Source organism: Neobacillus rhizophilus (genome assembly GCF_018343535.1).
Lineage (GTDB): Bacteria > Bacillota > Bacilli > Bacillales > Cytobacillaceae > Neobacillus > Neobacillus rhizophilus.
In genome coordinates this window covers 495312-522191 of record NZ_JAGYPF010000005.1, presented here as the reverse complement: position 1 = coordinate 522191, position 26880 = coordinate 495312, and the positions used below count along the sequence as shown (strand labels likewise).

Below are 26880 nucleotides of genomic sequence, written 5' to 3'. Positions count from 1 at the left end.
AAAGAAAAAGCCCTTTTCATTCAAAGGACTGTTTGATCTTATTCTGTTTGGTTGGTTCTTCGTCTTTGTCTTTATCCTGGCAGCGATGGCAGATACCATGAAAGGTAAGTCGATGGTCTTTTATTTTAAAATTCCATCTCTTTTCTACCACTGCTTCGACATCTTCCAGTAAGTCCTCCTGAATTTCACTAACAGCACCACATTCGATACAAACAAGGTGGTGGTGAAAATGGGCTGCACCTTCCTGGCGGAGGTCGTAACGGGAGACTCCGTCACCAAAATTTATTTTATCGACAATTTTTAACTCCGTTAATAATTCTAAAGTCCGGTAAACAGTTGCCAAGCCTATTTCAGGCGATTTTTCTTTAACGAGGAGGTACACATCTTCCGCGCTTAAATGATCCTCTTCATTTTCCAATAAAACTCTGACGGTTGCTTCACGCTGAGGTGTTAGCTTATAACTTGCTGAATGCAACTGCTTCTTTATTCTCTCAATTCTAGTTTCCATCCTGAAGCCCCTCCCACGCCACTGTTATTTCACATTATAACAGATGAGAAAGGAGATTCAAAATAAAATTATTATAAAGTGGAGTTTATATATATTATTATTTAATAATTATTATATACTGATTGATGTAATCATGGTTTTCATCAGCCATGGTGATAAATACGCTTCAACGACTGACGCTGCTGAAATAAACACGACCGCCGCGATGAGGGCGAAAATATATCCCTTCAGTAAAGGTGCTAAAGGCTTTGCATACTGCTTCATAAATTGTTTCTTAATCATTCTCAATGAAAAAATAACTGACAAGGCCGCCATGATAATAAAGACTGGGATGATAATCAGGTTTTGCGGCAGAATCGAGGAGACCGCCAGCAGAAACCCTTTCCAGCCCATTTGGCTGACCAGGAACCCAACTGTAAAGCCTACCACCATTCCTTTGACAAACAGAAGAATGAGAATAACAGGAAGCCCGATAATGGAAATTCCCAAAATCCAAATTAATCCTATGAATTTACTATTATGAAGGAAGCTTTGCAAGAACAAATCGCTGTTCTCGCCTGCGTTTTCTGTGGAGACTTGTCCAAAGAACTGCGATAAATAATAGAATAAGTCTTCCTTTTGTGTAAAGCTCATACTATTGACGACAATTGCGCCAAAAATAACACCCATAAAAAACAACACAACAATAAATAAGAAAATTGAGGAATGCTCACGGAAACTTACTACATTGGATGGGTACAAACGTTTTTTCATTTGCGGTTCCTCCTGGCATTTGCTAATGATTAATACATTCTATGCCAGTCTAGTTTTTCTATGATTAAAATTGATAGATTCCATAAAAAAACACGACAGCTTTCAAGACTGTCGAGTTTTTTCTTTATTGATCCGCAATTTTTCCGTATTTCCCGCCGCCCCCAGCAGCGAGATTTACTTTTCCTTCTCTCGCTTTCATGATGAGGTCCGTAATTTTCTCAGGAACGACCTCATTTAATGCTTCAAAAGGAACCTCGTGTAAAATTGCCATTTCGCTGCCAAAGTGGTTGACGAGTTTTTCCAGCATGCGCGGGCCCAGGCCGGGGATAAATTCGAGCGGCACCTGATGAACATAAGGCGGACGTCCGGGCGGGCTCGTTTCAGCAGTTTTTAATTCAAGGATTCGGTCGGCCACTCCTTTAATGATTTTGCTATGACCACACAAATCACAAATTTGGTCATCTTCCTGAAGCGGATTCAAACACTCGGCGCAAACGGTTTTATGGTATTTGCCGAGCAGTGGATCCAATCCGAAGTTAGCAATTATTTTGCGCCCATCCTCACCCTTTAAGGCCTTAAATAGTTCCTTAAAGGTTGGCTCCTCCATTTCCACCACCTGATACTCACGGGCAATTTTTGCCAAGGAATGGGCATCCGAGTTAGTCACAAACGTATAATTGTGCAGTTCGCCTAACTGGTCAGCCATTTGTGTGTCAGAGCTTAAACCAAGCTCAACTCCGTCTATCAAGTTCGGGTCAAGGACCTCTGAGAGAGACTTTTTAACCCCTTTACCGTAAAGGCTTTTAAATGGTGTAAACACATGCGCCGGAATAAATATACCGCCCATTTCTTTGACCTTTTTCTGCAGCTCCATACCGGTGATATAAATCCTTTGCGAGCTGAGCTGAATATTTTTCAAATGGCCCGACAGCCAATTAGAAAAGTCCCGCATGACAGCGAGTGTTGGGAAGTAGCAAAGAAGATGAATCGGGCCGTGGCAGTTTTCATCATAAATTTCCAATTCCGAGCCCGGAATGACGGTCAAATCGCCAAATATCAAGCCCCCATCCTTATGCTCATAAACCTCTCCACTTTGAATTAAGCTCTCCATTTCCAAAATGACTTCCGGAGAATGGCTGTCAATGATTCCAACCATGTTTAGCCCTTTTACATGGCGTGCATGTTCAATAATATTTGTAAATGTAAGAGATTTGGCGCCGGTTATTTTAACAGGCTTGCCCGTCCAGGTCCGGCCAATATGAATATGTAAATCCACATAATAGCGGTTCATTATTTCTTCAACGCCTCTTGTAGTTGTAAGTATTGGACTGCGTAAATCGTTTTTGCGTCATAAATCTTTTGTTCTTTCACATATTGAAGGGCTTCTTCCAGCGTCAATTCTTCCAAATTGACAAACTCATCCTCATCAAGGGCTGCGGAATCTTCTTTTTTCGTTAAGCCTTTTGCGAGGTAAACATGGACAATTTCATCGGCAAAGCCCGGCGAGGTAAAAAAAGATGTAAGCAACTCAAGGCTTTCGCACACGTAGCCGGTCTCTTCCTCCAATTCCCGGCGGGCGCAAGCATCCGGTTCTTCGCCTTTTTCAAGCTTGCCAGCAGGAATTTCCACGATCGTTCGTTCTATTGCTTTACGATATTGCTCGACCATGATGATTTTATTTTCAGGGGTAACGGCTAAAATAGCTACCGCCCCTGGATGCTTGATAATTTCCCTCTTCGATGTTTTTCCATTTGGCAGTTCCACTTCCTGTAAGTGAAGGCTGATGATTTTCCCTGAAAAAATTTCTTCGCTTTTAAGTGTTTTTTCCTCAAGCTTGCTCATTATCGTCAACTCCTGTTCTAGTCCGGTTCATTCACGTCATACATTTTACCATACTTGATTGGGAGGCGTATGGGATGAAGGTGTATGTGCATGAAAAGGGGATTATCCTTGTCGGCAAAGGCTGGGAAGTACTGCAAAAGCTAAAGGAATATCGGAAAGAGTTTGAGAATGTTTCCGACTGGGTGCAAAACGTCAAGCAAAAATGAATCCTGTTGTTTGTAGTCTCCCCCGTTCTTGATTAAAATTATAGAAAAAGAACGGGGGGATTTATTTGAAGAAGCGAAGGTTGGGTAGATCTGACTTGTATGTGACGGAACTTGGACTTGGCTGTATGTCAATTGGAACTGATGAAAAAGCGGCCCACGAAATTATTGAAGCCGCTCTTGAGGAAGGGATCAATTATTTCGATACCGCGGACTTATATGATTTTGGGGTTAACGAAGAAATTGTCGGGAAAACGTTAAAAAGTGTCCGCGAAAAGGTGATTATCGCTACGAAGGTCGGGAACCGCTGGAAGCCGGATCATTCTAGCTGGACGTGGGATCCTTCAAAGGTCTATATCAAAGAAGCGGTAAAAAACAGTCTGAAACGGCTCGGAACAGATTATATTGATCTCTATCAATTACATGGTGGCACGATTGATGACCCAATCGATGAAACAATAGAAGCGTTTGAGGAACTAGTTTCTGAAGGAGTGATCCGCTATTACGGAATTTCCTCAATCCGTCCGAATGTCATCCGTGAATATGTAGAGAAATCACATATTGTTTCGGTGATGATGCAGTACAGTATCCTTGACCGCCGTCCGGAGGAAGAGGCATTGCCGCTATTGGCTGAACATAGCGTGGGCGTTGTCACACGCGGACCGCTGGCCAAAGGGCTGTTAAGTGATAAACTTTTGGACAAAGCTTCTGGGAAAGGGTATCTCGATTATAGTTTAGATGAATTGAGTGAGGTTTTGCCTCGATTGAAGGAAAAAGTGGGCATAGGCCGTTCATTTACAGAGGTAGCGTTACAATATAATCTTGCTAATCCTGCGGTTGCCTCTGTTGTGGCGGGTGCGAGCAGCGTGGAACAGATTCGAAGCAATGCTGCTGTGGTTAGAAGTCAGCCGCTGACCGATGAGGAGGTTTCGGTAATTAAAGAACTGACTAAGGGTAGTGTTTATTTGGAGCATCGGTAATAAATAAGGAGAGCACTGCTCTCCTTTTATTTAAATTCCTTCCAATTCATGCCGCTCTCATTTAACAGCTCTTCAAAGGATTTGTTCTTTTCTTTTAATCTTCTTTCTTCCCGTTTTCTCTGCTCTTCTTCCTCGCGTTTTCTATCTTCTTCCGCTTTTAGCTGCTCCTGCTGTTCTTTTAACTTTTTTATTAAATCGGGATTCATCATGTCTTTAAGCGTTACTGCAGCATCGTCTTTTTTCGGCTGACGTTTAGGTTGTTGTTGTTTTTTCTTCATAGGTTTGATGCTCCTTCAAAAACTGCTTTTTCTTTATTATACAACCTGCACTCACTTAAATCATGCAAAAAGCAGGCTCCCTCTAAGGTCAGCCTGCTTAATTATATTATGCCAATTCCACAACCGTCGCGACCCCCTGGCCGCCGCCTATACACAATGTTGCTAGACCCAACTGGGCATTTCTCCTCTTCATCTCGTGAATCAGGGTAACTAGGATCCGTGCCCCGCTGGCACCGATTGGATGTCCAAGCGCGATCGCACCACCGTTTACATTCAAGATTTCCTTGTTAAACTGAAGTTCACGGTCTACAGCCAGCGATTGCGCCGCAAAAGCTTCGTTTGCTTCGATTAACTCAAGCTTTTCCAAGGAAACATCAGCCTTCTCTAATGCTTTTTTCACAGCCGGAACCGGGCCAATGCCCATGATGCTTGGATCCACTCCAGCGCTGGCATTTGCCTTAATAGTTACTAGCGGCTTTAACCCAAGTTCATCCGCCTTTTGCCTGCTCATCACCACTAAGGCTGCAGCACCATCATTAATGCCAGATGCATTTCCCGCTGTTACCGTACCGTCCTTTTTAAAAGCAGGACGCAGCCCAGCCAATTTTTCCACAGTGGTACCCTTTTTCGGATATTCATCCACGGCAAATACAACCGGCTCGCCCTTTCGTTGCGGAATCACAACCGGAACGATTTCCTCTTTAAACCGTCCTTCTTCTATCGCCTTCACTGCCTTTTCCTGACTCCATGCGGAAAATTCATCCTGCGCTTCTCTTGTAATCGAATATTTTTCCGCTAGGTTTTCCGCTGTGAGCCCCATATGATAGTCATTGAATACACAAGTAAGTCCGTCTGATGTCATGGTGTCAATCAGCTTTTGGTCACCCATTTTAAAGCCTTCGCGGGCATTTTTTAATATGTACGGTGCCTGACTCATATTCTCCATTCCGCCGGCGACCACAATTTCAGCATCTCCTGCCAAAATAGCCTGTGCCGCTAAGTGCACAGCTTTTAAACCTGATCCGCACACTTTGTTTATAGTCATCGAGGAAACAGTTTCTGGGATTCCTGCTTTAAATGCCGCCTGCCTAGCAGGATTTTGCCCAAGGCCAGCCTGAAGGACATTACCCATAATCACTTCATCGACCTGCTCCGGTTTCACGCCTGCCTTCTGAAGTGCCTCCTTGATGACAACTCCTCCTAACTCAGGTGCACTTACACTTTTTAATCCACCATTAAAACTGCCAAGCGCGGTTCTGACAGCGCTAACAATTACAACTTCAGTCATTAACTCTCCCCCTAATCAAATTACTCATCTTATTTTAACACAGAAAATTACCATTTTTGTTAAAATTCTTGCTTTTAAAAAATCGACCCCTTTACAATGAAATTATGACAGGACGAGGGGGAACGAAATGCTGACTTTACCGAAAAAAGTAACCATAATTGAGGTTGGGCCGCGCGACGGCCTGCAAAATGAAAAATTGTTTGTGCCGACAGAAATTAAGAAACAATTTATTTCTGCTTTGAGAAACGCGGGACTTAAAGAAATGGAACTCACCTCCTTTGTATCGCCGAAGTGGGTGCCGCAAATGGGCGATGCAGCGGAAATTGTGGCCGACAGCCTTGATGAGGAAACAAGAAACATTGTCCTAGCTCCAAACCGCAAAGGAATTGACCGGGTATACTCCACCAATTGTCAAGCCGTCGCTGTGTTTGTCGGCGTTAGCAATACGTTTAATCAAAAAAATATCAACAAATCAACTGTTGACAGCATGACTGAATTAAAACCGATTATTAAAGAGCTTAAGGAAAAAAATTATTTTGTCCGTGCCTGCATTTCGACCGCTTTTTATTGCCCATATGAGGGTAAAATCGAAGAGGAAGAAGCATTGAAGCTATGCCGGGAATTTGTCGAGACCGGAGCCGATGAACTAAGCGTTGCCGATACGATTGGAATGGCTGCGCCACACGAAGCCTACTCGTTATTTTCAAAAATTAAAGAGGAGTTTAAAGAAACCCTTATTACTGCCCACTTCCATGACACCAGAAAACTTGGGCTGGCTAACATCCTTGCTTCCCTCCAAGCAGGCGTAAACCGCTTTGATACATCTGCCGGCGGGCTAGGCGGATGCCCATTTGCCCCGGGCGCGAGCGGAAATACTGCAACAGAAGATGTCGTTTACATGCTCGAGCGGATGGGAATAGATACAGGAATTGATCTCCAAAAGCTTGTCGATGCCATTGAAATCGTCCGTCCCCATATCTCCAGGGAAATCACAAGCGGCTATTTCAGTCTTCATAGCCAAACCGTCTCGTGAATAAATGCCCCTGTGTTTAAGCATCTTATAGATGATAAGACCATCGAAGGGAGATTTATTCATGAGCCAAAAGCGCGATAAAGGGAACAGCATGCAAGGAAAAAACTACGCGGACTCAAGCGGGGGCGGCAAACGGATGATTGCTGCAGAAGAAATGGAAAAAGCCCTTCATCCGACGAAGCGCCAAAACGCAGAATCATAATCATGCCTTTCATTCAAAGCCGCCCATTAGATGCCGCGGCTTTTCTTATGTTAAAATATGGATTACCAACCTTCTGGAGGTGCCAAGTTTGAAGAAGGCCTTTCGAACCCTGTTTATTTTGTTATTTTTTTGGCTCGCTATCGGTTTGTTTTTTACCAACCGAATCATGTATATGAAGAAGAAAGATGAGGATTTCATTTTAAAGCGGGAAAAGGAGGCGGGCAGGTTCAATCCCGATGAATTTGAGTCCCTGCCTAAACGGGATGTGGATATCCCTTCTCCGTTCGGCTATACAATCAAAGCCTTGCTTGTGGAACCGCATCAGACCAACCGCTATGTGATTATTTCGCACGGCGTAACGGAAAACAAAATGAATTCTGTGAAATACATGAACCTGTTCCTCGAGCGCGGTTTTAATACCTTGATTTACGACCATCGCCGCCACGGGGAATCCGGCGGCAAAACCACCAGCTATGGCCATTACGAGAAATTTGATTTAAAAGCAGTGGTCGACTGGCTTAAACAAGAAAAGGGACCGGACTTGCTCCTTGGGATTCACGGGGAATCGATGGGGGCAGCAACGATGCTGCTATATGCTGGACTTCTTGAAGACGGGGCCAATTTTTACATCGCTGATTGTCCATTTTCTGACTTTAAAGAGCAGGTTGCCCATCTCATTAAAAGGGATTTTAAAATTTTTCCAGGGCTGCTGCTTCCGATTGGGGATGCTTTCCTTCGCCTGCGCGATAAGTATTCCATCCGCCATGTTTCGCCGATTTCGGCTATCGAAAACATCAAGCATCCGGTTTTATTTATCCATAGCCAGAAGGATGATTATATTCTGCCATCGATGACCCATGATTTATTCGAACACAAACAAGGCCCGAAAATGCTCTATATTGCAGAGGAAGGCGTTCACGCCCAATCCTTTAACGAAAACCCGGATGACTATAAGCGGGTCGTGGATGAATTTTTGGAAAAATATGTCCACTACGCTTACCCAAGCTAAAAACAGACTGTCCATAATGGATCAGTCTGTTTCTTTTAGGACGAGGCTCATTCGTCCGTTCAGGATTTGCTGCGGACTTTTTAACTGAAAGCAATTACTGGTTGTCGAGAAATCAATTTTCATTTGCTCGTCGAAGAACACCATTTTGTGTTTTTCGATATACACTGGCCTGTCATTCGTTTCAATTTCAACTTCAGTATCGTCTAATTCGCCTGTGAACCACAGAGCGGCAACACCACTGACTGCTCAGCCGCAACCATCCGTATCGTATTTAAGCTGTAAATAGCCTTCACGTCCCGCTACCCGCTCATTTATTTTTTTGGCAGCCTCTTCGGTTATGATGATTTCCATGCTAACACACTCCCCTCATTTAGGCATATGATGATTGTAGCATATGTTGGTTCGGGCTGTTTTTATTTTGCTCGGTGCCATTTGGTTGCATTTCCCTATTAAACCAGTTATTCTCATGGATAATAAGAATATTTTTAAAGGAGTGCTTCGGATGTCAAAGGTTACTATTAAAGTTAACGATAATGGGTCACTTAGAATTACAGGCGATGTGGAATTGTTGGATGGAGAAGGGAATGTGTATACGACGAAACCATCCTTTTCTCTTTGCCGGTGCGGAATGAGTAAAAACAAACCTTTCTGCGATGGTTCGCATAAAGGGAATTTTGAGTCTCAAGTTCGGGTGCCTAAGGAAGAATAAATAAGGTGAAGAAAGAGCGGCTTTCTAGTTGGAGTCGCTCTTTTATATGTTCGTCATTCGAACGTCAGCAATAGTATCGATGGGAATGCGGTGCACTTCTTGAAATCGATCAATCACATGCAGCCTGTGCACGATTTCGTCCCAATAATGGATTTTACCAATGACGATTTCATAATTTCGGTTCCGATAATGGGTAATTGTCACGTACTGGTCAAATTCGATGGCCTCTGCCAAGATTTCGTTCATGAGCTCAAGCTGCTGCTCATCCATTTCTTTCTGCTGTTCATACTGATCTTCCTTCACCCAATCCCTGAGCATTTTTACATGCTCAGGCAGCATCATCGACGTCCATTTAATTCTGCCACGGTCGCGAATCATTTGCCTCGCCTTCTTTCTCTTATTACTGTTCAGTGAACTTTACTCGCGGATAGTCTAGCTTTACTTGCGGATAACCTGGTCTTACTTGCGGATAGCCTGCTCTTATTTGCGGATAGCCTGACTTTACTCGCGGATAATCCGCTTTTACTTGCGCAAACCAGTTATTTTACATCTTATGCCCGCCCACAAGCGTGGCCCGATGCTTGGCGGTTCCACCGGCGGTATAGGAAACAGCGCGCAGCAGCGAACCCGGACCAAAGCGTCTGCGGACCGCATCTACTACATAGCCAAGCTCTCGCCTTTTGTAAGCCCGCATGTCAAACAGATCAATCTGAAGCTCGCAGTCGTCCTCAATATTGCTAAGCGCAATGGAAATCTGCCGGACGGTTTTGCCGTTATAGTGCTCGTGAAATAGCTCCAGGCAGACACGGTAAAGGTCCATCGTGACATTGGTCGGCTGCTGGACGGTTCTCGAGCGGTTAAAGCCGCCGCCGAATTCATCCTGGCTGTAGCTGACGCCAAGGCTGACCGTCCGCCCCGCCTTCCGCCGTGTTCTCGCTCGCTTGGCAACCTCCTCGCACATCTCCAAAATGACATGCTTAATTTCCTCTTCGTCTTTATAATCCCGCAGCAGGATTTGGCTTTTTCCAAAGCTAATTTGCCCTTCGATAATCGGCGCACCCAAATCGGAAAGGTCGACTCCCCAGGCATGATGATATAGCTGGTTGCCCATGATACCGAATTTCTTCTCCAGTTGTTCTAAGTCATAGCGCGCGAGCTGGCCAACCGTAAAAATGCCCATGCCGTTGAGCGTTTTTTCAACCCGCCTGCCGATTCCCCACATTTCCCGAAGCGGCGACACCTTCCAAAGTTTTGTCTGCACATCATCATAGGTCCACTCGGCAACCCCGTGTTTCTTAGCCTCTAAATCAAGGCAGAGCTTTGCCAGCAACATATTGGGCCCAATCCCGACCGCGCATGGAAGCTGGAATTCCCGCTCAATATCGTCCTTTATTTTTTTCGCAATCGTCTGGGCATCGCCCCACAAATGCAGAGCGCCGTCCACTTTAATAAAGCTTTCATCGACGCTGTAGGTGTGGATGGCTTCCTTTGGAACATAGCGGTTAAACACACGGGAGATTTCTGTTGAAATACGTAAATAGGTGGCCATTTTTGGTTCGACCAGCCGAATCCGCGGATCGTTTGGAATTTCAAACAGCCGTGAGCCCGTCTTGATGCCAAATTCTTTTTTCAATCTTGGGGAAGCGGCAAGCACAACGCTCCCCTGCCGTTCTCTGTCGCCGACAATCGCGATATAGCAGTCGAGCGGATCAAGCCCCAGCATCACGGCAGAGCAACTGGCATAAAAGCTCTTCATGTCGACACATAAAATTTTATTGTGTGGTAGCGTGTTGTAATCAACCATGATTATCCCTCACAGTTTCAAAATTCGAACGTTTGTTCCTTGGTATTATATCTATTATCTTAAGCGAATATGCGTTCGTATTCAATGGAAATTTTTTAAGGCTTACCAAATCTGGCTAAGGTACAAAAAAGCGATATAATGAAGGTGAGGTGCATGTGAATGGATAAAAAGCTGATTGTAAAAATGATTAAGAATTGTTTTAAACAGTATTATGAGGCAGATTCTACACCGATTGGCGATAGAGAGTTGGAGGAGCTGGTTACTCGGATTCTGCAAACGAAGGACGAAGATCCGGATGCGGATTTATATGAGGTTGTGAATGATATGGTGTATGAGTTTTTAACAGGCTAAAATAAAAAAAGCCTCTGATTCAATAGAGGCCAAACAAATCTACTTTTTATTTAACATCCTCTTCCCAATCCGCTCAAACAGTCTTGGAAACAGAACATAAACAACACTTCCCATATTCATCCAGCGCGGCAGGTTGATTTCCCGCGTTTTCGACAGCATGCTGCCGACAACTTTCTGAGCAACGTATTCAGGCTGGAGCATGAATTTTTGGACGTTTTTTACATAAGTGCCCTGTTCATCGGCGATGTTAAAAAAGTTCGTGGCAATCGGGCCCGGATTCACCGAGGTTACCTGAATGTTGTAGTCATCAAGCTCCATCCTTAATGCGTTCGTGTAGCCAAGTACCGCATGCTTGGTCGCTGAATAGACACTCGATTTCGGAGTGGCAATTTTTCCGGCCTGGGAGGCAATGTTGATAATATGACCAAAGCGTCTCTCGCGCATCCTAGGCAAGACCATGCTCGTGCACGCCATCAGCCCGACAACATTCACCTCAAACATGCCCTTAACTTCATCAATCGATGCCTCATGGGCTTCGCGGAAAATCCCAAAGCCGGCGTTATTGACAATAATGTCAACATGGCTGATAACCGCAAAAATATCCCCAAAGACCTTCTCGACTTGGTCGGTATCCGCTACATCCAGCTGAAACACTTCGACCTTAACGGAATACCTTTTTTCAAGCTCCACTTCAAGCTGCTTAAGCTTATCGATGCTCCGGGCCAGCAATACGAGATTGGCGCCGCTTGCGGCACAAAGCCGGGCAATTTCTGCTCCGATTCCACCGGAAGCCCCAGTTATGACAATATTTTTATCCTTCAATCGTCCGTTCATCAATAAAACACCTCATCAGGGTCATCCCACCCGCCTTAAAGCTTGGCGTAATAAAGAACGGGATGAGTATCTTTACTACTAATTTCTCCGATGGATGCCAAATAGTCAAGCTGGGCGACGGTTTCCGATATCGTCAGCATCAATTCGCGTTTATAAACACTCGGGAATAGCCGTTTGCAGATGTCAAAAACAGTCAGCTGTTCTTCCTTCAGCCAGCTGTTAACTGTCATCGCCCGTTCGTGCTGGCGGATAAGCCGTTTCTCAACAAGCTCTGCTAATTCGTAGACATCTTCGCCATGCCCGGATTTTACCACCTGAATCGGATACGACAGTAATTTTTGCATCGAATGATTATGCTGCAGCTGCGGCTTTGGCCGCTCCATTTCCCCTGGTGCCGGCGGTTCGAGCAATGGATTTGGGGATATATGAGCGATGATCAAATCGCCGCCAATCAGAACGCCATCCTTTTCCCGATAAAGGGCAATCTGGCTCTGGGCGTGCCCTGGTGTTTCAATGACCTGCCATTCCGACAGGCCCAGCGGTCTCATCCCTTCTACAAGCTGGCCAGTTAACGGACGATTGCATATGTATCTATGGCCTTCCCTGAAAAAAGATGTCAACGGAAAATACTCATTTGGCAGCCCAAACTCTTCAAACAGTTCTTTGAAAAAAGCCTCTTGTTCCTGTAAAAATGTTTCCGTTGGCTGAATCCAGCGCTCATTCAACGGATGGCCGTACACATCAAGTTCGTCTGGAAAAAAATCAAGCAGACCGCAATGGTCCGGATGGTGATGGGTAAGGATTACCTGTTCAATATCTTGCGGCTGCAAATCTAAATCAGCCAGCTGCTGGGTAAGGGAGTTCCACGCTTTTTCGGTTTTCGGCCCTACATCTACTAAGGTCAGCCGTTCCCCTCTTATTAAATATACATTGACATCCCCGACTGGAAATGGGGTCGGCAGTGTAATTTTGGCAACGCCGTCGTTCCATTCTGTCATCTAAAAAACTCCTAACGTTATTTTTGAATAAAGAATAATTATGCATAGAGCATGATAGTTATGTATCGTCCAATAATAAAATAAAGTGTACATATTTTATTCACCATTGTCATTATTTTTACATAACTTTTTCGAAAAAACAAAAAATTGGCAAATTTATCTCTTGACAGACAAGCCATTTTTCCTGCATAATCACTATTAAAATTTGATTCGTTCACATGCAATGAGTAAGGCCAGTAGATGGAAAAAGGCGAAAGAGAGTGAAGTCCGGAGGCTGAAAGACTTCACCGCCCTCTTGAACATCGAACCTACCTTATGAGCATTTAGGCAAACCTAACGTATCCCGGCGTTAACGGTGTTGAGTAAGCCCAACTGCGAAAATAGCAGCCGGGCAAATGAAGGTGGTACCACGGAAGCTAAGACCTTTCGTCCTTTACGGATGAGGGGTCTTTTTTATTTTATTCACGGTGAAAAGGGGGAATTTTTTCATGAAAAAGATGGCGATTATCGGTGCGGGTTCGATGGCGGAAGCCCTTATTTCAGGAATTCTTGAAAATGGTTTAATAGACCGGAAAAATGTATGGGTGACCAACAACTCTAACCAAGAAAGATTAAATGACTTGGAGAATCGGTATGGTGTTGTTGGAACGTACGATTTAAATGCTCTTTTTTCAGGGGCGGACATTGTCATGCTGGCGATGAAACCGAAGGATGCAGCGAGTGCGATCGATTATATTTGCGACCATCTGCGTGGTGATATGCTGATTGTATCCGTTCTTGCAGGTGTTTCGACGGAATCAATTGAAGCTCTCGCCGGAAAGCCACTATCCATTGCAAGGGCAATGCCAAATACATCGGCAGCAGTCGGAAAATCCGCAACGGCGATTGCCGTGAATGGTCGTGTTTCAGAAGAACAGCTTGAAACAGCTCGACAGCTTTTCGGGACAGTCGGATTGGCGGAGTTTGTAGAGGAAGTCCAGCTTGATGCGGTAACAGGTCTATCCGGGAGTGGCCCAGCCTATATTTATTACTTGATTGAAACAATGGAAAAAAGCGCGGTCGAGATTGGCTTGGAAAAGGAAATGGCGAAACAGCTGATTGTGCAGACGTTAATCGGCGCCGCTGAAATGGTCAAGAACTCTTCCAAATCACCGGAGCAATTACGCCGGGAAGTGACAAGCCCGGGCGGAACCACTGAGGCGGGTATTCGCGTCCTTGAGGAAAACGGCGTGCAGAAAGCGTTCATTTCCTGTATTAAAGCTGCGGCAGCCCAATCTAAAAGAATGGGAGATGCCTTATGCAGCCAGCTGCAAGTTGGGAAACGTTAGGAAGAGACTTTTTTAAAATTTTGGTAAACTAAGAGTAAGACGCAAAACAAAGGATTGTGGAAATGGAAAACATACTTATTCTATTGTTTTCATTAGGCCTCTTCGTTTGGCTTGTATTTCTCTTAGATGCAATGATCGGCTTAAGAAAATTAGATTCGTTAGAGCGGGAGGAGCCTCTTGATTGCGGGCCATTATTATCGGTCGTTGTTGCGGCTCGGAATGAAGAGAAACATATTAAAGCAAGTATTTTAAGCCAGCTTGATCAGACCTATAAAAATGTCGAGTGGATCCTGGTGAATGATCGCTCCACTGATGAAACCGGAAAATCAATGGAGCAATTGGCACACCAGGATTCAAGGGTTAAAGTCATCCATGTTCACGACCTTCCCGATGGCTGGCTTGGCAAAAATCACGCCTTATTCGCTGGTGCACAAAATGCACAGGGTAAATGGCTGTTGTTCACCGATGCTGATATCAAATACGAAAAAGAAGCATTCGCGAAGGCACTCCATTATGCAGAAAAGCACCAGCTTGACCATTTAACCGCCGCGCCGAATTTATCCGCAAAAAGCTTCTGGCTGAAAACCTTCGTCGCCTTTTTCCTGTTTGGGTTTTCCTATTTTAAACGCCCGTGGCTCGCGAATAATCCAAAATCGAAAACAGGAACAGGCATTGGCGCCTTTAACCTAATTTGCAAAGAAGCTTACGAAACATTCGGCACGCATGAACGGATCAAGATGCGGCCCGACGATGACCTGCAGCTGGGAATGCTTTTAAAAAAAGAGGGTTTTCGGCAAAGAATTGTTACAGCACTCCAACTAATTGAAGTGGAGTGGTACGGCAGCCTTCACGAGGCTTTCGTTGGTCTCGAAAAAAACACCTTCGCCGGATTAAACTATCGAATCAGCATGGTGTTTTTCGCTATTTTCGGAGTATTCACCACTAATGTTCTCCCTTTTATTACGATTTTTTCCGGAAATAAAACCATTGCCCTGCTTAGTTTAGGAAATATCCTTCTAAGCGGCATTCATTACTTCATGATTATCAGAAGAATGACGGTATTCTCTCCTGCCCTGTTTTTCGTTTTGCCACTTACCGCCTTATTGTTTATTTATTCCATCATCAGGGCAAGCTGGCTGACCTTTAAACGGGGCGGGATTGTATGGAGGGGAACGACTTATCCGTTAAGCAAGCTGAGAGACCATGAGTAAGCAGGATTTTTTCATGAAATAACAGCATTTGCTATACTATTAGTGGCTTATTTTTGAAAATTAGGAGGTTCGCAAATGGCAGCAAAATTATTTTCTCCTTACACCGTTAAGGGGATTACCTTTAAAAATCGGATAGTCATGGCGCCGATGTGTATGTACTCCAGCCATAATGAAGATGGTCATCTGCAAAACTGGCATCGCACCCACTATACATCAAGAGCCGTCGGGCAGGTCGGCCTCATCATTGTCGAGGCAACGGCAGTCAGTCCGGAGGGACGGATTTCACCGCAGGATTTAGGAATCTGGAGCGATGAGCATATCGCAGGCTTCCAGGAGCTTGCCGGACTTGTTAAAGAACATGGCGCCAAAATTGGCATCCAGCTTGCCCATGCCGGCAGAAAAGCTGTTTTAGAAGGCGAAATATTAGCTCCTTCTGTTATCGCTTTTAATGAAAAATCAAAAACGCCGAAGGAAATGACAAAGGACGATATCACAGCAACCGTCGAAGCTTTTAAAAAAGGGGCCGAACGGATTAAAAAAGCGGGCTTTGATGTGATTGAAATTCACGGGGCCCACGGGTATTTGATTAATGAATTCTTATCCCCGCTTTCCAATAATCGAACGGATGAATACGGCGGATCCGCCGAAAACCGCTACCGTTTCTTGCGCGAGGTTATTGATGCTGTTAAATCCGTTTGGGACGGCCCGCTGTTTGTCCGCGTTTCTGCCAATGATTATCATGAAGACGGATTAACACCGGAAGATTACATTACATTTGCCCAGTGGATGAAGGAGCAGGATGTTGATTTAATCGACGTCAGCTCCGGTGCGATTGTTCCGGCGCGGATTAATGTTTACCCGGGCTATCAAGTTAAATATTCGGAAACTATCAAAAATGGTGCCGACATCCAAACAGGCGCGGTCGGACTAATCACTTCTCCGCTCCATGCCGAGGAAATTTTGCAAAACGAACGGGCTGACCTGATCTTTTTAGCACGCGAATTGCTTCGTGATCCCTACTGGCCGCGCAAAGCAGCGAAGGAGCTCGGCGTTTCCATCGAGGGTCCAAAACAATATGAGCGTGGCTGGATTTAAGTAACAAAAGCGCAAGCGCCCTGGTCAGCGGCGTATGGCCTGGAGCTCTCCAACTGAGATAAAGGAAACACGAAGAGCGCAAGCGATTTGATGTTGACTTATCATAGGGCGGAGAGCGAAGGACACTAGCCGTTAGGGCGCTGGAGCTGGACGTGTCTATCCTGGTAACAAGTTACCTACAATGACTTAATCTAAAATTTCCTAGACCACCGCTAGAAAAGCACTCACCGATTATGGTAAGTGCTTTTCACCTTTTAATGGAATGTTAATTTCCTTAAAATCCTCAGCAATATCGGTATTTGAAAAGACTTCGGCTGCCTCTTTGACTAATTCCCGCCAGGCATGCTTGTCATAACGGGAACTGATATGGGTCAGGCAAAGCTGCTTTACTTCTGCCCGTTTCGCCACTTCGGCAGCCTGATGGGTTGTGGAATGAAAGTAGTCAAATGCCAGTTGGTCTTCCCCCTTTGCAAATGTTGCTTCATGAACCAGCAGATCTGCCCCTTTAGCCAAGAAAATCGCATTTTCGCAGAATCTTGTGTCACCAAGGATTGTCACAACCCGGCCCTTCTGAGCGGGTCCGAGAAACTCATTAGGTTCAATCACCCGCCCATCTTCTAGCGTAACGGTTTCCCCATCTTTAATTTTTTTAAAAATTGGTCCTGGCTGTACGCCTGCTTCCTTCAGTTTATCTGCCAGCAAGGTTCCCGGTCTGTCTTTTTCAGCCACCCGATATCCGTAAGACATAATTCCATGGTCGAGCAGGCGGGCTTCCACGGAAAATTGCTCATCTTCAAAAACAATTCCTTCTTCAATATCGACCACTTTCAACGGGTACTTTAAATAGGTTTGGCTGATAGAAAGACTTATTTGAAGGAAATCTCGAATCCCTTTCGGTCCGTAGACTGTAACCTCCGTTTCTCCACCCTGAAAAGACCGGCTCGATAACAGTCCGGGCAATCCGTAAATATGATCACCGTGCAAATGGGTAACGAATATCTTTTCAATTCGCCGCGGTTTGATGGATGTATGTAAGATTTGGTGCTGGGTTGCTTCGCCGGCATCGAACAACCAGACAGAACCGCGCTCCTCCAAGAGCTTGAGGGCAATTGATGTCACATTGCGAAGCTTGGCCGGCATACCTGCCCCTGTTCCTAAGAAAAAGACATCCACAGTAAAAACTCCTCTCTTCTCCGTACCACTTTTCATTATCGTTACTATATCATAAAGTATAAACCAATGCTTATTTGTTTCCTCCAAAAATGATACATGCTATTTTAGATATTAGCGAAATCTAAGATATATAAAAGCTATTATCGCTAGGAAAGAGGTTTATACATAATGGATCAAAATCTGTCATCATTAATCATGATTTTTGGAGCAACCGGGGATTTATCCAAACGAAAGCTGTTTCCATCCCTTTATCGATTATATGAACGCGGCCGTTTAGACAAATTTGCCGTGATTGGGATTGCCAGAACCCAGCAATCGCATGAAAAATTCAAGCAGTCCGTTAAGGATTCTGTCACTGCGTCATTAGGAGAAAAGCCAAACCTTGATGAGTTTGTGTCCCACTTCTACTATCAAAGTCACGATGTGGCGGATTCCAATTCCTATGCCGCATTAAAAAAACTGGCGGATGAAATAGACGGTCACTACGGCCTTGAAGGCAACCGCATTTTCTATCTGGCTATGGCTCCTGAGTTCTTCGGACCGATTGCCCTTCATTTAAAATCAGACGGCCTTACCGATGTAAAAGGCTACAAGCGGCTTGTCATTGAAAAACCGTTTGGACATGACCTCGAATCGGCAATGGAATTAAACAAGCAAATCAGGACTGCTTTCTCTGAAAATGAAATTTACCGGATTGACCACTATTTAGGCAAAGAAATGGTCCGCAATATTGAGGTAATTCGTTTTGCTAATGCTATCTTTGAACCGCTTTGGAATAACCGCTATATATCCAATATTCAAGTGACCTCCAGCGAAACGCTCGGTGTCGAAGAACGGGGCCGCTATTATGAATCAAGCGGCGCACTAAGGGATATGGTGCAAAACCATATGATGCAAATGGTCGCCTTGCTGGCGATGGAGCCGCCAATCAAACTGACAACGGATGAGATTCGGTCTGAAAAAGTTCGTGTTTTCCGGGCATTACGTTCTGTAGAAGGTGAGCAGGTAAAAGAATATTTTGTCCGCGGGCAGTATGGTGAGGGAACAATTTCCGAAAAGTCGGTTCCAAGGTACCGTGATGAACCGAATGTGGATCAGGGATCCAATACCGAAACCTTCGTAGCCGGGAAAATCATGATTGACAATTTCCGCTGGGCCGGTGTTCCTTTTTACATTCGAACAGGAAAAAGAATGACTTCCAAAACAACTAAAATTGTTGTCCAATTTAAAGACATCCCGATGAATTTGTATTATCAGACGGAAAAAATGCTGAATCCAAACCTATTGGTCATTCACGTTCAGCCGGAAGAAGGAATTACCCTGCATCTCAATGCCAAAAAAGCGGGCGGCCACTTGGAAGCTCAGGAAGTAAAACTGAGCTTTGCCAATACCGGTATCCATGCCATGAACACACCTGAAGGCTACGAAAAGCTGCTATATGATTGCATGCGCGGTGATGCCACAAACTTCACTCATTGGGATGAAGTGGCCTACTCTTGGGCGTTTGTCGATAAAATCTCTAAAGTTTGGGAAAACCAGAAAGCAGAATATCCAAATTATGAATCCGGATCAATGGGACCTAAAGCGGCAGACGAGCTGTTGGAAAAGGATGGATTTTTCTGGTGGCCAGTGTCCGATATGTATGTTGATATTTGTAAATAAAAACAAAAGCTCCGCTTGGCTTCTTATAAGGCTAAGGGGAGCTTTCTTTGTTTTTTTGTAAAAAATCTTTATTAAAGCTAGTCGCAGTACCTCGGTTTTCGTCAGAATCGGAATGGTGAGTGCCCGCGGTTTCGATAATATTTTTTCCATATTTGTCACGAAGGCTGGAAAGGGTTTTAAGAAGCGGCTCTTTTTTGGCGTCCTTTTCATAGGAAAACAAATCCAGCTGTTTATAAGCGTTGTCATGTTCCACTAGGTCAGTTCCAGTGATTCCTAACAATCTAACCGGGTCCCCGCTCCAATGTTTTAATAGAAGCTGCTTGGCTAATGAAGCAAGTTCCTCTTTTTGGGCGATTGGATTAGCTAGTTTCTTACTTCGGGTGATGGTCTTTCGATCTTTGTAACGAATGGTTATACCAATGGTAGTTGCCAGGACATTTTTTCGTTTCAGCCTAACTGAAACAGTTTCCGCGAGCGATTCCAAGACATGAAATAGCTCCTGCTGGTTACTGACGTCTCGTGGCAGGGTGGTGGAATTGCCGATGCTTTTAAATTCATCAATCGACTCCGGGTCGACAGGCCGGTGGTCATTTCCATTTGCCCGCTCTTTTAAACGAATACCATTGATGCCAAGCAGTGTTTTTAGCTGAATATCATTGGCTTTTGCCAGTTCGCCAATGGTTTGAATGCCGATGGTTTTTAGTTTTTCGGCTGTCTTTTTACCCACACCGTGCATTTCGTTTGTATTTAAAGGCCAGAGTTTGGAGGGAATATCACGCTTGCGAAGAATCGTGATTCCCATCGGTTTTTTCATATCAGAAGCCGTCTTAGCCAAAAATTTATTAGGGGCAATCCCGATGCTGCAGGGTAAATCTAGCTGCTCAAGGATTCTTTTTTGAATGGTTTGGGCGATTTCGATAGGACTGCCGAACTCAAAGCTTTCGGTAATATCCATATAGCCCTCGTCAATGGATACTGGCTCAACTAGGTCTGTGTACTGTCTGAGGATAACAAACATGCCCATCGAGGCCGCCCGGTAGCGGTCAAAATTAGGTGATTTGACAATCAGCTGCGGGCATAGCTTTTTCGCTTCCCAAAGGGGCATCGTTGTTTTCACGCCAAATTTTCGCGCTTCATAGCTGCATGTGACGATAATTCCTCTGCGCTCCTCAACGTTTCCGGCGATGGCAAGCGGCTTTCCTTTTAGCGAAGGATCGTACGCCATCTCCACGGAGGCATAAAAGCTATTCATATCCACATGTAAAATGACCCGCCCGTTTTTTGGGTACATTTCCTTCATGAAAGGCACATCCCTTATAAGTTTTGGGTTCTCGTTTTCCTTTATTATACACCACTGAGCTGGGTGCTTGGGAATGGATGGATTCTTTTCAAATTTTACCGGAGGCTTTTCTGGATGACCTTTTTGGGCAAAATAGGGGCACTATTTTTACCGCTGGCTCGCTTGCAACTCCTCTTCGGGCAAAATAAGGCCGCTATTTTACCGCCGACCCTCTTGCAACTCCTCTTCGGGCAAAATAAGGCCGCTATTTTACCGCCGACCCTCTTGCAACTCCTCTTCGGGCAAAATAGGGCCGCTATTTTTACCGCCAGCCCTCCTATAACTCCTCTTCGGGCAAAATAAGGCCGCTATTTTTACCGCCGGCCCTCTTGCAACTCCTCTTCGGGCAAAATAGGGCCGCTATTTTTACCACCAGCCCTCTTGCAACTCCTCTTCGGGCAAAATAAGGCCGCTATTTTACCGCCGGTCCTCTTGCAACTCCTCTTCGGACAAAATAAGGCGCGCGCTATTTTTACCGCCAGCCCTCCTATAACTCCTCTTCGGGCAAAATAAGGCCGCTATTTTTACCGCCAGCCCTCTTGCAACTCCTCTTCGGGCAAAATAGGGCCGCTATTTTTACCACCTGCTACGCTTGTAACACCCTTTGGATAAATTTGAACCAATTTTGACAGTATAACCTTTTAAAGAAAAGGAGAACCCTAAAAACCAAGGCTCTCCCCTCAAATTAACTTATTGATTTGTCACTTCATCAATGATCGCCAGTACCATTTCCCCAAGCTTGTAAAGCTCTTCAATCGGCATGCGCTCATTGGTAGTGTGGATTTCTTCGTACCCGACAGCAAGGTTCACTGTTGGAATGCCGAAGCCTGCGATGACGTTGGCGTCGCTGCCGCCGCCGCTGTGCTGCAACTCGCAGCTGCGGCCAATTTTAGCAGCTGCTTTACGGGCGATTTCCACTACCTGGTCACCTTCGCCAAATTTGAAGCCCGGATACATCACTTCTACATTCACCTCAGCGCGGCCGCCCATTTCCGAAGCAACCGTTTCAAAGGCTTCCTTCATTTTCGCAGCCTGTGCTTCCATTTTTTCGGGAATCAATGAACGGGCTTCAGCCAAAATGTCAACCCTGTCGCAGACAATGTTTGTCGCTTGGCCGCCCTCAAAGCGTCCAATATTAGCAGTTGTCTCGTGGTCAATTCGCCCTAATGGCATTCTCGCGATAGACTTTGCCGCAATCGTAATGGCAGAAACACCTTTTTCCGGTGCAACCCCCGCATGGGCTGTTTTTCCATAGATAACCGTTTTAATCTTCGCCTGGGTCGGTGCGGCCACAACCACGTTTCCGACTAACCCGTCGCTGTCAAGCGCGTAGCCATATTTGGCCTTAACCAATGACGGATCCAAAGCTTTTGCCCCGACAAGGCCGGATTCTTCCCCAGCGGTAATCACGAATTGAATTTGTCCATGTTCAATGTTTTGTTCCTTCAAGATTCGAATCACTTCTAACATAACGGACAAACCTGTTTTGTCATCTGCTCCAAGAATAGTCGTTCCATCGGTCACAACATAACCGTCTTTAATCGAAGGCTTAACTCCTTTAGCAGGCACAACCGTATCCATATGAGAAGTAAAATAAATTGGGTCTACTCCTTCTTTCGTTGCCGCAAGGGTGCAGACTAAGTTGCCGGCGCCATGTCCGGTAACGCCTGTTGTATCATCCTCATATACGTCTAGTCCCAGGTCACTGAACTTTTTCTTCAACACTTTAGCAATTTCGGCCTCATGTTTAGTTTCCGAATCAATTTGAACCAGTTCTAAAAATTCATTTAAAAGACGTTCTTGGTTAATCATTTGCCGAAGCCTCCAATATATGTACTTTACTTTTTCAGTATACCTTTTTTTCAAATGAGTCTACAAATGAAAGGACCATTAAAAATGGTCCTGAAAAAATCTACAGCGGAATATTTCCGTGCTTTTTATATGGTCTCGATTCTTTCTTCGACCTTAGCATTTCTAAAGCTTGGATTAATTTGATTCTAGTTTCGCGCGGGTCAATGACGTCATCTACCATACCCCTGGATGCCGCTACATAAGGGTTCGCAAATTTCTCACGGTATTCCTCAATTTTTTGCTGCCTAGTCTGTTCGGGGTTATCACTGTTTTGGATTTCCTTTGCGAAAATAATATTAGCTGCTCCCTGCGGACCCATGACGGCAATCTCCGCATTCGGCCAGGCAAACACAAGATCCGCCCCAATCGACTTACTGTTAAGCGCCACATACGCGCCGCCGTAGGCTTTACGCAGAATTACCGTCAACTTCGGAACGGTCGCTTCTGAATAAGCAAATAAAATTTTTGCCCCGTGGCGGATGATGCCGCCATGCTCCTGCTTAACGCCCGGAAAGAAGCCAGTTACATCTTCAAAGGTGATAATCGGGATATTAAAAGAATCGCAGGTGCGAATGAATCGTGCTGCTTTGTCAGAAGAATCGATATCAAGACCGCCGGCCATTACTTTTGGCTGGTTACAAACAAGTCCGACTGTTTCCCCTTTAATTCTTGCAAACCCAACAACAATATTTTTGGCAAAATCCTTGTGAATTTCCATGAAGGAATCCGCGTCAACAACCTGTTCAATAACATTTCGTACGTCATATGGGCGGACAGCATCAAAGGGAATCACATCTGTCAAATCAGGACGGTAATCTTCCTTTTCTGCCACTTCCACTCTTGGCGGTTTTTCTTCATTATTCTGCGGCAAGTAGCTTAGAAGCTTACGCACATTGGCCAATACCTCTTCCTCGGTTGCACCGCGGAAATGAGCATTCCCGCTGATGGTATTATGTACACCGGCACCGCCCAAGTCTTCTGCCGAAATTTTCTCCCCGGTAACGGTTTCAATAACCTTCGGCCCGGTAATGAACATTTGGCTCGTTTTTTCCACCATGAACACAAAATCGGTAATCGCCGGTGAGTAAACGGCACCGCCGGCACAAGGACCCATGATCACAGAAATTTGCGGAATGACTCCGGAATAAATGGAGTTACGATAAAAAATATGGCCATACCCGTCTAAGGAAACAACCCCTTCTTGAATGCGGGCGCCGCCGGAATCATTCAGGCCGACAAACGGGGTGCCATTTTTGGCAGCCAAATCCATTACATTAGCAATCTTTTTGGCATGCATTTCCCCCAAAGCGCCGCCAAAAACAGTAAAATCCTGTGAAAACAAATAGATCGGGCGTCCATTCACTTTTCCATAGCCAGTAACAACGCCATCTCCAGGCCCCTTTTGGTCTTCCATCCCAAAATCGTTTGTGCGGTGCTCAATAAATGGATTTAGTTCCACAAACGTCCCCTTATCCACTAACAGGTCAATTCGCTCGCGGGCTGTTAGCTTCCCTTTTTCATGCTGCTTTTCAATCCGTTCATCACCGCCGCCGAGTTCTACCTCCCTGCGCTTGTCATACAGCTCGTTTAACACTTCATAGATATCCATTTTGTTACCCCTTTGTCTGTTTCTTTTCACAAAGCTCAAATAAAACGCCCGATGCCGACTTTGGATGCATGAAGGCAATATCTGCCCCGCCTGCTCCGGGCCTCGGCACCTCATCAATCATTCGAATGCCTTGCTCTTTCATTTCGGCAATTCTTGCTTCAATCGATTCCACCCCTAGAGCCACATGGTGAATGCCCTCGCCGCGTTTTTCAATAAAGCTGGCAATCGTACTCTCCTCTGAAGTTGGCTCGAGAAGCTCAAGCTTAGTCTCGCCGGCCTGCAAAAATGCCACCTTTACCTTTTGGCTGGCCACTTCTTCAATCTTTAACAGCGGGAGCTTTAACACTTCCGTATAAAAGGGAAGGGTCGCCTCCAGAGACTTTACAGCAATTCCAATATGATCGATTTTTTTAATCATTACTAATCCCCTTTTTTCAATTTTAACATAAATTCGACAATAACATTATTCGTGAAAAAGTTCATAAATCCTTCCTGAATTGCTGAGTTGTTCCGTTGTCCATTTGGGCTTTTACAAGTACAATATAGATAAAACCTTTAATTAAGGGAGGCATTTCTTTTGAAAAATAAAAAATCCAGAAAAATTATTGTTTATTTAATGCTCTTTGCTATGCTGGCTTCCACTCTTCTAATTGGAATTGCCCAGTTCTTATCTTGACTTCTCCTCATAAATGCAGGGGATTCTTTTTCAAACCTTCATCAAGGTTGCCTTTCGGCCGGAGCCTCCGGGTCTTACGGCCTCTCCAGTTCATTACGACATGTGGTTAAAACCACATACCGCAGCCCAATCATAGGCACTACGCCACTGTTAGCTTGTACTTCTTGCTTTTGACAATCGGTACAAGATTCACTCGACGATACTTTGTATTTTCGATTTTAGGAAGGGTTCTTCCTTTGGTTATTCCCCTATTCAACCCTTTGTCCAATATGTTTATAGCACCCACTACATCACGATGGCCTATTTCTCCACACGGACAGTTAAAATTACGACTACTCTGTTTAGAGTACGTTCCACATTTCGGGCAGGTCCCTGAAGTGTAACTCTCTTCTTGCATTATAACCTCAGTCCCGATCAATTTCAGTTTATAGGTGATTAATCTTGTCAGCCTTCCGAAACTCCAATTGGATAGTTGTTGCCTTTGTTCATTTCTGGTTTTTCTCTTTTTCTTCGTTCCTCTTTGAACACCCTCAGGTGTACCTATGAAAAGCGTCTTAATTTGGTTCTCTTCGCACCAATTCACTACTTGCTTAGAGATACAATGTTCGATGTATTCGATTTTTCGTTCCATTTTTTCTAAAAAACGGCGTTTGCGAAGAATCAATTTATAACGAGCATTGGAACCTTTTTGTTTTTTACTAATTTTCTTTTGGAGTTTTGCTAAAGTTTTATTTCTTAATCGGTGCAAAGAACGAAGCTCTTTTCCAGAAATGATGAAGTGATTTTTACCATTAGAAAGCGTAATGGCGTGAATGATACCTAAATCTCCGCCAGCATTGTTTTCACCTGCCACTTTATCTCTTTTTGTCAATTCCACGCCCAAGTGAAGCCAATATTCATTTCGGTGCCAAACGATCTCTGCATTCTTAATCGAACCGAAATCAATATGCTTCGGTTTTTTAACATACAGCGGTTTTTCTTTTCCGCCATTACTAAATTTTAAGTACCCATTTGATTCTAAACTTATGGCTGATTTTTTGTATTTTACAGAGAAGAAACGCTTGTACTTCCATGGATACTTCCAATTTTTATTTCCATCGTCCCGTTGTTTTTTTGTACGTTCACAAGTTTCTTCATGTAATTCGATGATAGCTTGGATGGTTTGAGAATGAAGAGTGTGAGATTTAGCATTAAACCATTTTTTCTTATCTGATGCATTCGTCCAAAGTTTGTAAACATCATAGAGCCACCAATGAAGATCCAAAATGTCATTCCAAAGTCTGGCAGATTCTATTCTTAATCTGTCAACCAATTCTCTTTCACATTCAGTTAAACGCAATGGAAATTTTCTAATTAGAATGTCTCCAGACGCCTCTTTTTTCTTCTGCTTTTTCAGACTCATTTTCTTCACCTACCCTATGTTAAATTTTACCATACAGAACATATGTTTGCAATCGAAAACAGTGAGCAACCATTCGCAAAATCCCACAAAAATGAGGCTTATATCCTCGTAAAAATATAGGGTTTTACGCCTCATTTTGATAAATAATTAAGGGACTGTTCGAATCCGAACAGTCCCTTTCACTTATTTGATAGCACCAGCTTCCTCCGCCAGTGCTTCAAATGATTTTTTGGATGATGTTACTAAAATTTTTGTCCCAAGCGGAATCAATGGAAATAATGAGGTAATCACCTCATTTTGCGCCCGGATGCATCCTTGAGATACATATTTTCCAACAGATGCCGGCTGATTGGTGCCATGAATGCCGTAGATTCTGCCATCCGTTTCCCTTGCGTCAAAACCAATCCACCTAGAACCCAGCGGATTCTTCGGGTCACCCCCTGGAATGTCGCTGCGGCGATAGTATGGATTCTCTGCTTTTACCGTAATCGTAAACAGGCCCTCCGGTGTTAAATCCTCTGTCTTTCCCGTGCCGACACTGACCACGGTTTGGACTCTATTCTCACTAATAAAGGCAAGTTCATTATTACTCTTGTTAACAATTACAAATGGGTCACCTGGCAATGGGTTCGACCCCAATGGCCAAATTGGGGATAGGGAAAGTGCCATCAGGATTGACGAAAAGATTTTGATCATAATCATCCTCCTGCCGTTTTCCCCCTAGTTTGTACATTTTTCTGTC

General features: G+C 44.5%; 30 protein-coding genes and 1 pseudogene. 13 read left to right on the top strand and 18 right to left on the bottom strand.

All coding sequences use genetic code 11. From position 1 onward, the window contains the following. Positions 1 to 16 precede the first annotated feature (16 nt). The 4 genes from fur to KHA99_RS25490 form a co-directional block, all read right to left on the bottom strand. Positions 17 to 508: a ferric iron uptake transcriptional regulator gene (gene fur, locus KHA99_RS25505; protein ID WP_213120294.1), complete on the bottom strand. Its 492-nt coding sequence runs from the start codon at positions 506 to 508 to the stop codon at positions 17 to 19. Positions 509 to 619: 111 nt separating this feature from the next. Next, complete coding sequence (gene spoIIM / locus KHA99_RS25500) at positions 620 to 1261, bottom strand: stage II sporulation protein M (RefSeq protein WP_213120293.1); 642 nt, start codon at positions 1259 to 1261, stop codon at positions 620 to 622. 124 nt (positions 1262 to 1385) lie between these two features. Next, positions 1386 to 2552: an endonuclease Q family protein gene (locus KHA99_RS25495; protein ID WP_213120292.1), complete on the bottom strand. Its 1167-nt coding sequence runs from the start codon at positions 2550 to 2552 to the stop codon at positions 1386 to 1388. After that, positions 2552 to 3103 carry an NUDIX hydrolase gene (locus tag KHA99_RS25490; protein ID WP_213120291.1) on the bottom strand — a complete coding sequence of 184 codons (552 nt, stop codon included), beginning with the start codon at positions 3101 to 3103 and terminating at the stop codon, positions 2552 to 2554. Before KHA99_RS25490 ends, KHA99_RS25495 begins: the two co-directional genes overlap by 1 nt. 74 nt (positions 3104 to 3177) lie before the next feature. Here KHA99_RS25490 and mciZ point away from each other — a divergent pair, with 74 nt between their 5' ends. Together mciZ and KHA99_RS25480 are read left to right on the top strand one after the other, a co-directional pair. Then, positions 3178 to 3309: a Z-ring formation inhibitor MciZ gene (mciZ, locus tag KHA99_RS25485; protein WP_213120290.1), complete on the top strand. Its 132-nt coding sequence runs from the start codon at positions 3178 to 3180 to the stop codon at positions 3307 to 3309. A 65-nt stretch (positions 3310 to 3374) separates the two neighbouring features. Further along, positions 3375 to 4286, top strand: coding sequence for an aldo/keto reductase (locus KHA99_RS25480; protein WP_213120289.1), 912 nt, complete (start codon positions 3375 to 3377; stop codon positions 4284 to 4286). Between the two features lie 26 nt (positions 4287 to 4312). Here the strand turns inward: KHA99_RS25480 and KHA99_RS25475 are convergent, their stop codons facing one another. Next, entirely contained in the window at positions 4313 to 4564 is a 252-nt protein-coding gene (locus KHA99_RS25475; RefSeq protein WP_213120288.1) for a YqkE family protein, read from the bottom strand. 106 nt (positions 4565 to 4670) lie between these two features. Further along, entirely contained in the window at positions 4671 to 5852 is a 1182-nt protein-coding gene (locus tag KHA99_RS25470; protein WP_213120287.1) for an acetyl-CoA C-acetyltransferase, read from the bottom strand. A 127-nt stretch (positions 5853 to 5979) separates the two neighbouring features. On the opposite strand from KHA99_RS25470, the gene KHA99_RS25465 reads away from it, so the two are divergent. The 3 genes from KHA99_RS25465 (at position 5980) to KHA99_RS25455 (ending at position 8096) form a co-directional block, all read left to right on the top strand. Further along, on the top strand, positions 5980 to 6885 hold the full coding sequence (locus tag KHA99_RS25465; protein ID WP_213120286.1) for a hydroxymethylglutaryl-CoA lyase: 906 nt from the start codon (positions 5980 to 5982) through the stop codon (positions 6883 to 6885). Positions 6886 to 6946: 61 nt separating this feature from the next. Next, a complete protein-coding gene (locus tag KHA99_RS25460) occupies positions 6947 to 7087 on the top strand; it encodes a hypothetical protein (RefSeq protein WP_213120285.1) in 141 nt (46 codons plus the stop codon). An 88-nt stretch (positions 7088 to 7175) separates the two neighbouring features. Further along, a complete protein-coding gene (locus KHA99_RS25455; protein WP_213120284.1) occupies positions 7176 to 8096 on the top strand; it encodes an alpha/beta hydrolase in 921 nt (306 codons plus the stop codon). A 21-nt stretch (positions 8097 to 8117) separates the two neighbouring features. Here KHA99_RS25455 and KHA99_RS31445 read toward each other — a convergent pair. Then, positions 8118 to 8324, bottom strand: a pseudogene (locus KHA99_RS31445) (iron-sulfur cluster biosynthesis family protein); the annotation flags it as partial. A gap of 274 nt (positions 8325 to 8598) precedes the next feature. On the opposite strand from KHA99_RS31445, the gene KHA99_RS25445 reads away from it, so the two are divergent. Beyond that, positions 8599 to 8805 (top strand): CDGSH iron-sulfur domain-containing protein, encoded by a 207-nt coding sequence (locus KHA99_RS25445; RefSeq protein ID WP_213120283.1) that lies wholly within the window; start codon positions 8599 to 8601, stop codon positions 8803 to 8805. A 42-nt stretch (positions 8806 to 8847) separates the two neighbouring features. Here the strand turns inward: KHA99_RS25445 and KHA99_RS25440 are convergent, their stop codons facing one another. Continuing rightward, the gene (locus tag KHA99_RS25440; protein ID WP_213120282.1) at positions 8848 to 9183 is read right to left on the bottom strand and encodes a YolD-like family protein; all 336 of its coding nucleotides are present in this window, start codon (positions 9181 to 9183) and stop codon (positions 8848 to 8850) included. A 166-nt stretch (positions 9184 to 9349) separates the two neighbouring features. Next, positions 9350 to 10609, bottom strand: a complete 1260-nt coding sequence (locus tag KHA99_RS25435) for a Y-family DNA polymerase (protein WP_213120281.1) — start codon at positions 10607 to 10609, stop codon at positions 9350 to 9352. A gap of 159 nt (positions 10610 to 10768) precedes the next feature. Between KHA99_RS25435 and KHA99_RS25430 the strand changes: the two genes are divergently transcribed. Continuing rightward, positions 10769 to 10960, top strand: coding sequence for a YqzH family protein (locus KHA99_RS25430; protein WP_213120280.1), 192 nt, complete (start codon positions 10769 to 10771; stop codon positions 10958 to 10960). 39 nt (positions 10961 to 10999) lie between these two features. Here the strand turns inward: KHA99_RS25430 and KHA99_RS25425 are convergent, their stop codons facing one another. Both KHA99_RS25425 and KHA99_RS25420 read right to left on the bottom strand, forming a co-directional pair. Continuing rightward, the gene (locus KHA99_RS25425; protein WP_213120279.1) at positions 11000 to 11794 is read right to left on the bottom strand and encodes an SDR family NAD(P)-dependent oxidoreductase; all 795 of its coding nucleotides are present in this window, start codon (positions 11792 to 11794) and stop codon (positions 11000 to 11002) included. 35 nt (positions 11795 to 11829) lie between these two features. Beyond that, on the bottom strand, positions 11830 to 12792 hold the full coding sequence (locus KHA99_RS25420) for an MBL fold metallo-hydrolase (RefSeq protein WP_213120278.1): 963 nt from the start codon (positions 12790 to 12792) through the stop codon (positions 11830 to 11832). 488 nt (positions 12793 to 13280) lie between these two features. Between KHA99_RS25420 and proC the strand changes: the two genes are divergently transcribed. The 3 genes from proC (at position 13281) to namA (ending at position 16426) form a co-directional block, all read left to right on the top strand. Beyond that, positions 13281 to 14120, top strand: a complete 840-nt coding sequence (gene proC / locus KHA99_RS25415) for a pyrroline-5-carboxylate reductase (RefSeq protein WP_213120277.1) — start codon at positions 13281 to 13283, stop codon at positions 14118 to 14120. Positions 14121 to 14182: 62 nt separating this feature from the next. Beyond that, positions 14183 to 15331 carry a glycosyltransferase family 2 protein gene (locus tag KHA99_RS25410; RefSeq protein ID WP_213120276.1) on the top strand — a complete coding sequence of 383 codons (1149 nt, stop codon included), beginning with the start codon at positions 14183 to 14185 and terminating at the stop codon, positions 15329 to 15331. 75 nt (positions 15332 to 15406) lie between these two features. After that, complete coding sequence (namA, locus tag KHA99_RS25405; protein ID WP_213120275.1) at positions 15407 to 16426, top strand: NADPH dehydrogenase NamA; 1020 nt, start codon at positions 15407 to 15409, stop codon at positions 16424 to 16426. A gap of 231 nt (positions 16427 to 16657) precedes the next feature. Here the strand turns inward: namA and rnz are convergent, their stop codons facing one another. Then, positions 16658 to 17599 carry a ribonuclease Z gene (gene rnz, locus KHA99_RS25400; RefSeq protein ID WP_213120274.1) on the bottom strand — a complete coding sequence of 314 codons (942 nt, stop codon included), beginning with the start codon at positions 17597 to 17599 and terminating at the stop codon, positions 16658 to 16660. A 168-nt stretch (positions 17600 to 17767) separates the two neighbouring features. Here rnz and zwf point away from each other — a divergent pair, with 168 nt between their 5' ends. After that, positions 17768 to 19261: a glucose-6-phosphate dehydrogenase gene (zwf, locus tag KHA99_RS25395; protein ID WP_213120273.1), complete on the top strand. Its 1494-nt coding sequence runs from the start codon at positions 17768 to 17770 to the stop codon at positions 19259 to 19261. Between the two features lie 31 nt (positions 19262 to 19292). Here the strand turns inward: zwf and KHA99_RS25390 are convergent, their stop codons facing one another. Continuing rightward, entirely contained in the window at positions 19293 to 20561 is a 1269-nt protein-coding gene (locus tag KHA99_RS25390; RefSeq protein ID WP_213120272.1) for a DNA polymerase IV, read from the bottom strand. Positions 20562 to 20675: 114 nt separating this feature from the next. Between KHA99_RS25390 and KHA99_RS25385 the strand changes: the two genes are divergently transcribed. Continuing rightward, a complete protein-coding gene (locus KHA99_RS25385; protein WP_213120271.1) occupies positions 20676 to 20903 on the top strand; it encodes a hypothetical protein in 228 nt (75 codons plus the stop codon). A gap of 387 nt (positions 20904 to 21290) precedes the next feature. Here KHA99_RS25385 and KHA99_RS25380 read toward each other — a convergent pair whose 3' ends face one another. From KHA99_RS25380 to mce, 3 genes are all read right to left on the bottom strand, one after another. Then, entirely contained in the window at positions 21291 to 22412 is a 1122-nt protein-coding gene (locus KHA99_RS25380; RefSeq protein ID WP_213120270.1) for a tripeptidase T, read from the bottom strand. 100 nt (positions 22413 to 22512) lie between these two features. Further along, positions 22513 to 24060, bottom strand: a complete 1548-nt coding sequence (locus KHA99_RS25375; RefSeq protein WP_213120269.1) for an acyl-CoA carboxylase subunit beta — start codon at positions 24058 to 24060, stop codon at positions 22513 to 22515. A 4-nt stretch (positions 24061 to 24064) separates the two neighbouring features. Next, positions 24065 to 24478 (bottom strand): methylmalonyl-CoA epimerase, encoded by a 414-nt coding sequence (gene mce / locus KHA99_RS25370; protein ID WP_213120268.1) that lies wholly within the window; start codon positions 24476 to 24478, stop codon positions 24065 to 24067. A 159-nt stretch (positions 24479 to 24637) separates the two neighbouring features. Between mce and prli42 the strand changes: the two genes are divergently transcribed. Further along, positions 24638 to 24736 (top strand): stressosome-associated protein Prli42, encoded by a 99-nt coding sequence (gene prli42 / locus KHA99_RS25365; protein ID WP_213120267.1) that lies wholly within the window; start codon positions 24638 to 24640, stop codon positions 24734 to 24736. Between the two features lie 139 nt (positions 24737 to 24875). Here prli42 and KHA99_RS25360 read toward each other — a convergent pair whose 3' ends face one another. After that, entirely contained in the window at positions 24876 to 26138 is a 1263-nt protein-coding gene (locus KHA99_RS25360; protein ID WP_213120266.1) for an RNA-guided endonuclease InsQ/TnpB family protein, read from the bottom strand. Positions 26139 to 26321: 183 nt separating this feature from the next. Next, complete coding sequence (locus tag KHA99_RS25355) at positions 26322 to 26831, bottom strand: L,D-transpeptidase (RefSeq protein ID WP_372447640.1); 510 nt, start codon at positions 26829 to 26831, stop codon at positions 26322 to 26324. Positions 26832 to 26880 lie beyond the last annotated feature (49 nt).